At 51.2% G+C, this 6548-nt stretch carries 7 protein-coding genes; all 7 read right to left on the minus strand.

Annotation, left to right across the window (positions count from 1 at the left end; translation table 11 throughout):
* Positions 1 to 580: phytanoyl-CoA dioxygenase family protein (locus J4G02_21930; protein ID MCE2397174.1), on the minus strand; the 580-nt coding region annotated here is incomplete at its 3' end.
* A gap of 101 nt (positions 581 to 681) precedes the next feature.
* Positions 682 to 1509 (minus strand): phytanoyl-CoA dioxygenase family protein, encoded by an 828-nt coding sequence (locus tag J4G02_21935; GenBank protein MCE2397175.1) that lies wholly within the window; start codon positions 1507 to 1509, stop codon positions 682 to 684.
* Between the two features lie 404 nt (positions 1510 to 1913).
* Positions 1914 to 2081, minus strand: a complete 168-nt coding sequence (locus J4G02_21940) for a DUF4351 domain-containing protein (GenBank protein ID MCE2397176.1) — start codon at positions 2079 to 2081, stop codon at positions 1914 to 1916.
* Positions 2082 to 2219: 138 nt separating this feature from the next.
* Positions 2220 to 3083, minus strand: a complete 864-nt coding sequence (locus J4G02_21945; protein MCE2397177.1) for a DUF4351 domain-containing protein — start codon at positions 3081 to 3083, stop codon at positions 2220 to 2222.
* A gap of 75 nt (positions 3084 to 3158) precedes the next feature.
* Positions 3159 to 4967 (minus strand): glutamate mutase L, encoded by a 1809-nt coding sequence (locus J4G02_21950; protein MCE2397178.1) that lies wholly within the window; start codon positions 4965 to 4967, stop codon positions 3159 to 3161.
* A 21-nt stretch (positions 4968 to 4988) separates the two neighbouring features.
* The gene (locus tag J4G02_21955) at positions 4989 to 5246 is read right to left on the minus strand and encodes a hypothetical protein (GenBank protein ID MCE2397179.1); all 258 of its coding nucleotides are present in this window, start codon (positions 5244 to 5246) and stop codon (positions 4989 to 4991) included.
* Positions 5247 to 5615: 369 nt separating this feature from the next.
* Positions 5616 to 6548, minus strand: a 933-nt coding sequence (locus J4G02_21960) for an NAD(P)-dependent glycerol-3-phosphate dehydrogenase (GenBank protein MCE2397180.1), incomplete at its 5' end; no start/stop codon positions are given.

The raw sequence follows: 6548 nt of genomic DNA on the forward strand, positions 1-6548 counted from the left end.
TGTGCCAGATAACCAGATCTCCAGCTTTCCCCGCAACCGGCACGGCATCGGCATCTCTCTCTTTGATAAGCTGCCGTGGATCTGCATCCTCAGACAGATCGTTGAGCCAACCCTCTAGTTTATGGTGGAATCCCGGTATACAGGTGAATGCCCCCTGATTGGCAGGTGTGTCGGTTAGGTATAACACTCCTTGTACCCTGAGTCCAAACGGCATATCCAGTGACATATCCCAATGCAGGTAGGGCCCCGGGAACTTAAAATCTGGTCGCTCCGGGGGGTTCAAGCTGCCCCGATCAAAGCTAACCCATAGTTTCTCCGTGCCCCAAATCTCAGAAAAAGCTTGGTGGATTCGGGGATATTGCCGATTGTCCCACAACGCTTGATGCTGATAAATCTCGACCATAATACCCCGGCGCGGCGGGTCTGGATACCAAGTCTCTGGGTCGTCTGTATCCATTTCAAGAAAGTCCCAAATGGCACGCTCGGCTGCCTTACAATTCTCCGGCGGCACCGCATCGTGAAGGACAACGTAGCCGTTTTCTTCCCAAAAATCTATATCTGCTGCGCTTAAAACTGGCATATTTTTCTCCTTTTTAGTTCATTAGTTCATTAATTACCCAATGTACTAATGAACCAATGAACAAACTGTTTTCACGTTTCACGTCTCGGTATCAATCTCCCTTACATCCTCCGGACCTTATCGCCTTCCGGTCTCGGAATGTGCTGCCAATAGCCTTTGCTGTCGCCTCCACGACAGATGATACCCGATCCATGTTTCGGATCTCTCCCCCGCACGTCCGGCGGAAAATAGCGCAAGGTGAGACCGCACCGCCGCCGATTCGAGGTATTCGGCTCGGACCCATGTAGCAACAGATCGGTGTGTAGCGAAACCTGACCCGCCTTCATCTCAAAAGGAACGGGCGTTTCCCCATAATCCTCTGCTTGATGCACCGATTGACCCAAGACATTATTTTCCTCCGCCGTGCTATGTTCAAAGGGAATCTGTCCGCCTAAATGTGATCTAGGGATAACCTTCATCGCACTATTTTCTTCATCTGCATCATCAATCGCCAACCAAACTGTAACAACCTTGCTGGGGGTCAGGGGCCAATAGGAGGCGTCCTGATGCCAAGTGACCTGTTTCGTATCGCCCGGCTCCTTACAGAAATAGTGGGTCATCGTGCAGATTAGGTCCTCGCCGAGTAGGTCTTGTACATAATCGAGGATGCGGCTATCTAGCACCAGATCGTAAATCCCCCGGCAGGTGGGATGCCAACCGTTAATCGAATAACTGTTCAAATCGGCTGCCTTTGCCATCCCCATAATCCGATCGAAATACGCTCGATTTGCCGTCACCTCTTCCGGCGTAAACACATCCAACGGAAAGATGTAGCCTTTTTCGTTGAATTGACGAATCTGTTCGGCTGTCAGTTTTTGGGGACTTTCATTCTCAACCGGAAAGAACTTGAGTTCTCGCTTCATATCCGGCAGCGCATCCATAATGGGCATCGTCGATTTCTCCTATTCTGATTGTCTGTTCGTAGCTCTAGTATTCCACATCCATGAAACACGCTGATCGGGCACAAGGGGGAATTATGGAACGATGCAAAACCTTCCGAAGATTTCAATCCAATCAGCGATAAAACCGTATTTTATAGTAGATTTTAGAACTATTTAGACACTCCCAATGCACAACCAACCCCCTAGGGCTATTCAGTTTTCGGTTTTTTAACCATTTTGCTTGAGAAGTTGCAACCGGGAGATCGCGCCTACCGTGGGCTAACTAAATGACCCTAACCAACCCCCTAAATCCCCCTTGTCAGGGGGACTTGGGAAACTTCGCGAAGGTCGGAGTTATTGGTAAATGTCCGCTTATTTTTAGAATTCACTATAGTGTATCCGTCCCTCTCCTCTCAACGAGACTGTCCGCCATTCAACCCCATCTCTTCAAGGCTGTTTGCCCTCAAGAGGCGTACCCCTAGCTGATCGAGCTCTTCGTCCGCGGTCATCTCGTTAATTTGTCCTGTTACGGATTGAGGGAGTTCCCCGAATTTGGTAGCAAGTAGCTGGATTAGGAACAACCGTTTCCCTTGTTGACGTTCTTGTTGACGTGCTTGTTCCAGTCATTGTTGGATCCCTTGCTGGATTCCTTCCTCAATCCAGTCAGTGATAAAACCAGATTCGCGCATCTGTTCCGCCTCCTCTGTTTTGCTCCCCCATCAGCGAGACGCTCCGCCATTTAGGCCCATCTCCTCAAGACTGTTCGCCGTCAAGAGACGAATCCCTAGCTGATCCAGTTCCTCCTCCGCGGTCATTCCCTGAATTTGATCCGTTACGGATTGAGGGAGTTCCCCAAATTTGGCAACAAGTAATCGGATTAGGAACAACCGTTTTCCTTGCTGAATGCCATCCTCAATCCAATCAGTGATAAAACCAGATTCGCGCATCTGTTCCACCTCCTCTTCAAAAAATTCCCATAACCAATCAAGTTCAAAATAGCGGGATGCAATCATCACCGCTGTTGCCAATGAATCCGCCCGCTTCTGCGGATGGGTTTCCTGCAAAATGAGTTCTTTTTCTTGCTGCAGCACCGCCTCTGTCTTCTCCCGTTCCAACATAATCAGCAACGGTGCAAACTCTCTCAACTCTCCAGAACGGATCCGGTCTGTATAATCCCACAGCTTTATGATCGGATAGGTGAACCGGTGGATGACCCATTCCCCAATTTGAACGACATATTCGTTAGGCGGGTCTGATTCTCGCCGCTCCAGATACAAAACGATAGTGATTGTCGGCTTCTGATGCTGGTCCGTCAGTCCACCAGAAAAAGTAAAAACATTGCGAGGATAATCGGTCCGGTGTTGAAGTTGGAACTCAAAGTGGAGTAAATATTCCTCACCTTCAACTCGAAGTCTATGAAGAAAGTCAGCGCGTCGATCTGGCAGGGTGATTTCGACATTTTCCAGTGTCCCGACCAGTTGGAAAGCGGTATTGGGAAAAGCGAGTTTCAGAAACGATTCGGCGTAATGCCGCCCCAAGATTTTCATGACGCGATCGAAAAGATTAATCTGCCTTGGTGCCACTATAAGAGACTCCTCAACAGAAACCGAGTTTTTTCTTGAAAACTCGGTTTCTCTTAGCATTTTGTACTTAACTTTTCACACAAATCTTTCTGGATATACATCTAATGCTTCAAGCCACTTCTTGAGGGAGGCGACACGCTCGGCAGACGCATTAGAAACTTCGAGGGGACGACCGCGTGTGTCCACCACCAGACCGACCACGCCACCTTCGACCTCTACTTCAACCGGCTGCCCGCGCCCCGCGCCCATGTCAAGACGGCGTTCAGGTTGGATTGTCACCTGTGCCTTCTCTCCAACACCCAACGGATAGAGACGCAACTCGCCAAACGGCACGGTTTCTGTCAAATCGCCGCTGATTGTGACACCCAAATCGCCGGGGTTAGTAATCCCAACCGGCGCGATACAGGTCCCCAAATGGATGAGACAATCGCGCTCAAAGACCTGCGTCGCCGCCGCTTCGTTGACCTGAGCGAGCACACCGAGTTGGGGCATCATAAAGATGCTATCTACAGCGAGGTGGGTCACTCCCTCCGGCTGGAATGCGTCAATCATCATCAACATCGCCTGATTCCGGCGTGGCGCGTGGGAAAGAACGCCGCCGCTTCCGACAAGCAGATCCAACGAGAGCATATCCACAAGTGTCGCACCAGTCTCAGATTGAGCGAACGCTTCGGAGATGGTGCGCTGCTGCTGCACTCCACGCAGTTCAACCGCAAGCTGCTTGTGCTGATCAAACGCCAACCGCAACGCTTCACGCGCAATTGCGCCCTCAATAATCAGTTCTTCCAACGTCTGCGGGATTGTTGTCGGACGTATCATTTTGTTCTTGATCCGATTTCCAAGATCGCTGACATCAATATCAAAAGGCACCCATCGCAAAACGTTGTCCATCCCCGCCTCTGCGAGCACGTTAGAGATACTGTAGCTCATCCCCAGATTCGCGCTCACCGTGCGGTTGAAAATCGCTTCACCTTCCTGATTTTTGAAGACAGAGAACACATCCGTCGTTGCGCCCCCGATGTCCACACCGACCACTTGGATGTTCTGCTGCGCGGCGATTGTTTGCATAATTGCGCCGACAGCGCCGGGCGTTGGCATAATCGGCGCATCGGTCCAAGAGATCAATTTTCTGTAGCCGGGAGCGTGCGCCATCACATGCTCTAGAAACTGATCTTGAATCTTCAGACGGGTTGGCATCAGATTTTCGCGCTCTAGCACAGGACGCAGGTTATCGACCACCTCCAACGCCATTTTATCGCCAAGCCGCTCACCGACGACTTCGCTCGCCTCCTTGTTTCCGGCATAGATCACCGGCAATTCATAAGTCACCCCCAAACGGGGTTTGGGATTTGCCGCCTCAATGATTTCTGCTAACTCCGCAACGTGAGAGGTTGTGCCACCGTCAACACCGCCGGAAAGGAGCACCATATCTGGACGTAGATGTCGGATGCGCTCAATCTTCTCGTGAGGGAGCCGCTTGTCGTTGGATGCGATTACGTCCATGACAATCGCGCCAGCACCCAATGCGGCACGTTCCGCACTCTCAGCGGTCAGATTCCGCACAACACCCGCGACCATCATCTGTAGACCGCCGCCCGCGCTACTCGTCGAGATATACAGATCCGTACCTTCATTTCCCTGTTGCGGCTTGATAATCTGCCCGTCCTTCAACAGCCTGCGTCCAGCGAGCTCCTCGACCTCCGTTATCGCGTTGATTACCCCAGCGGTTACATCCTCCACCGGTGCTTCAACCGTCGTCGGTGCCTCCCCACGAACTACAAGATGGTATTCGTCCCCCCGCTTCTCTATGAGGATGGCTTTCGTGGTGGTGCTGCCACAATCTGTCGCAAGGATCGAGCGTATCTCCTGTGCCTGGTCCGACATACTACTTTTTCTCCTCTCCGTCTAATTTACATTTGCGTCCTTTTCGATTATCAGAGCAAATTTCTGGTATTCGGCGGTATTAAAAATTGAAGCCACAAAAGGATTAAGTGCAATAAGCATTTGACTACCGATAAAGTTGATGGGTTTACAAGTTTCAAGGAATAAAATCGCAGGCACGGTCAGGCGCCGCCTCACGATCTCCGTGGCAACCTTTGTCAGCAGTGCTTCCTGCTCATCTTCGGGAATTTCGTCAAGGGTCAATGGTTGGGATATTTGCATCTTTTTGTCAATATATTAAGAATTATACCCTTCAGTATCTCAAGCCCCAGCGGGGCGGCATGTTTATAGAAATAGCGCACCCCCAAACACCTAAGCCCCAGCGGGGCGACATGTGCGGCACATGAGTGATTGTCAGCCACCCACAATCGCTAGGTTCTAGTGACATTTCATTACAACCAAACAATCAACAGGGTGCACAGACGCATGATCCTTCGTAGGGGTTGGGTCTCCCAACCCGTTGTTCACACGTCAGAAACGGCGTCGGGCTTCTGTAGGTCGATTTTCCATAATCGACGTTTCAGTGTCGAGATATGAATCTCGACCTACAATCTACAATCATTTCAACCTGTATGGGCGGACTACCCGTTTTCAACCCTGAACAAGTGCCAAGAGCATCTGATCACCATCTACTTCACCTCGCATAATCCGATCAACAATCCCACAGATCCGCAGCCGAATACCTAGTTGGTCTGCCAATCCTGCCACAGCGTTGGACGACGCAACGCCTTCGGCAACGCTCACGCGTTCGCTCAAAATGTCTTCTAACGTCTTTCCCTGTCCCAAAGCGTATCCCAAAGACATATTGCGCGAAGTGTGACTGTTACAAGTAAGGATTAGGTCGCCAAGACCGCATAGCCCCATCGCTGTTTCAGGTTTGCCACTTTTGGCAACGCACAGTTGGCTTATCTCCGCTAAACCTTCGGTGATCAGTGCGGCTTTCGCGCTTTCTCCGAGCCCTTTGCCTTCAACAATACCGCAAGCGATGGCGATGACGTTTTTCATAGCGCCACAGATTTGGGGACCGATCATATCGTCGGAATGATGGACGCTGAATTTTGGGTGCACGACCAACTGCGCTAGGTTTTGCCCAAGGGCAACATCACCGCACGCAAGCGTCACTGAAGCAGGCAGTCCTTTTGCCACCTCTATCGCAAAGGTGGGACCGCTGAGTATCGCCAGCGGATTGGGGAAATATTCTGCCACAACTTCGCTCATCAACTTTAAGCTGTTCTGTTCTATCCCCTTGCTGCAGATAACTATAGGGAGAGAATCGTCCAAACCGGCTGAAGCCAGTCCCTCGCAGGTGCTCCCCACATATTGGGCGGGTGCCACCATTAACAGCGCGTCCTGCGCCAGCATCGCCTCCAAATCGTTGACCGCATGGACAGTGTCGGGCAGCTTGATGTCGGGAAGGAACATCTCGTTTTCCTGCCGTCCGTTGATAGATGCCACAACCTCCGGCTCTAGCGCCCAGAGGGTAACTATGTTACCCGCCCGCGCCGCCGTAATCGCGAGCGCTGT

This window comes from Candidatus Poribacteria bacterium, from assembly GCA_021295755.1.
Classification (GTDB): Bacteria; Poribacteria; WGA-4E; order WGA-4E; family PCPOR2b; genus PCPOR2b.

What these genes read in the sequence shown, in the direction of transcription:
- J4G02_21935 (MCE2397175.1), bottom strand. Translation starts at nt 1,509, where the DNA reads ATGCCCATTATGGATGCGCTGCCGGATATGAAGCGAGAACTCAAGTTC.
- J4G02_21955 (MCE2397179.1), bottom strand. Translation starts at nt 5,246, where the DNA reads ATGCAAATATCCCAACCATTGACCCTTGACGAAATTCCCGAAGATGAG.
- J4G02_21950 (MCE2397178.1), bottom strand. Translation starts at nt 4,967, where the DNA reads ATGTCGGACCAGGCACAGGAGATACGCTCGATCCTTGCGACAGATTGT.